The sequence below is a fragment of the Maribacter spongiicola genome, from assembly GCF_004364165.1.
GTDB classification, from domain to species: domain Bacteria; phylum Bacteroidota; class Bacteroidia; order Flavobacteriales; family Flavobacteriaceae; genus Maribacter; species Maribacter spongiicola.
The window spans coordinates 1-1607 of sequence record NZ_SOAY01000008.1; the positions used below are offsets into that span (position 1 = coordinate 1).

At 47.7% G+C, this 1607-nt stretch carries 2 protein-coding genes; both read left to right on the top strand.

Features of this window, described 5'->3' with window-relative positions; genetic code table 11:
• The coding region (locus CLV90_RS00675; RefSeq protein ID WP_133685605.1) for a PorP/SprF family type IX secretion system membrane protein at window positions 1–870 on the top strand (870 nt) is incomplete at its 5' end.
• Between the two features lie 9 nt (window positions 871–879).
• The coding region (locus CLV90_RS00680; protein ID WP_407943364.1) for a tetratricopeptide repeat protein at window positions 880–1607 on the top strand (728 nt) is incomplete at its 3' end.

Sequence of the window (1607 nt, forward strand, 5' to 3'; positions counted from 1 at the left end):
CAAGACGCGCAGTACACACAGTACATGTACAATACGATATCGGTGAACCCTGCGTACGCAGGTTCCCGAGGAGTGTTGAGCATCGCCGCGCTGCACCGTTCGCAGTGGGTGGGGCTAGATGGCGCACCGACCACGCAGACGCTGAACTTCCATACACCGGTATCCGACCATGTAGGTCTTGGCCTATCGGTGGTGAACGACGAGATCGGTAACGGTACCAACCAGGATACCTATATCGATGCCGCGTTCAGTTATACGGTAAAGACCTCTGAGGAAGGCAAGCTTTCCTTTGGACTAAAAGCTGGCGGACACCTGTTCAACGTGGATTTTACAAAGCTACGTAACTACGGTGCGGAGACGAACCTGCCGAATATCGATAATAAATTCTCCCCTAATTTTGGAGCGGGTATCTATTACCATACGGACCGGTTCTATGCAGGGCTATCGGTACCGAACTTTTTACAGACCGAGCATTTCGACAGTTCCGATTCGAACAGTTCGAGCCTGATCGCACAAGAACGTATGAACTTCTATTTGATCACGGGCTATGTGTTCGATCTAAGGAACAACGTAAAGTTCAAACCGGCGGCATTGATCAAGGCGGTAAAGGGAGCACCTTTACAGGTAGACCTTAGTGCGAACTTTTTGTTCAACGACAAGTTCTCTTTGGGAGCAGCGTATAGATGGGACGCGGCACTCAGCGCACTGTTCGGCTTTCAGCTGAACGACCAGTTCATGTTGGGCCTGGCATATGACAAGGAAACGACCGATCTTGGAGCGACAAGGTTCAACGACGGTTCTTTCGAGATCATGCTTAGATATGAATTTTTGAACAAGTACAAACGAGTGATCACCCCAAGATTCTTTTAAAAAAACGACATGAAAAAAACAGGATATATTTTTTGTGGCTTGGCGGTAATGGCTATGATGGCAAGCGCACAGGACAATAAAGTAAAGAAAGCGGATACAAAATTCACCAACTATGCCTATGCCTCTGCGATACAGTCGTACGAAGAGCTGGTAAAGGACGGGTATACCGAAGAAGAGGTATACAAAAACCTCGGTAACGCGAACTATCTGAACGCGAACTACGAAGAGGCATCGAGCTGGTACGGCAAACTGTTCGCACTGGAAGGAGCGGATATCGACCCCGAATATATGTACCGTTATGCACAGACGCTAAAGTCACTTGAAAACTATACAGAATCGGACACTTGGATGAACAAGTTCAAGAGTGCAAAGGCGAACGATCAACGTGCCATCACTTTTGGAGAGAACCAAGATTACCTGGAACAGATCGAGGAGCGTTCGGGCAGGTACGAACTGAAGAACATCGGGCTGAACTCGAAGGTATCGGATTTTGCACCCTCTTTCTATGAAGAAGGTCTGGTGTTCTCGACAGCGAGGGACAGCGGACTGCTAACGAAGAACATCCATAAATGGAACAACGGTTCCTTTTTAAATCTATATAAAGCGGAACAGGACGGTCAAGGCAACTTTACCGATGTGGACAAGCTATCCAATATCCTGAACAAGAAAACCCACGAATCTTCGACGGCATTCACCAAGGACGGACAAACGATGTACTTTACACGAAACAACTCCGA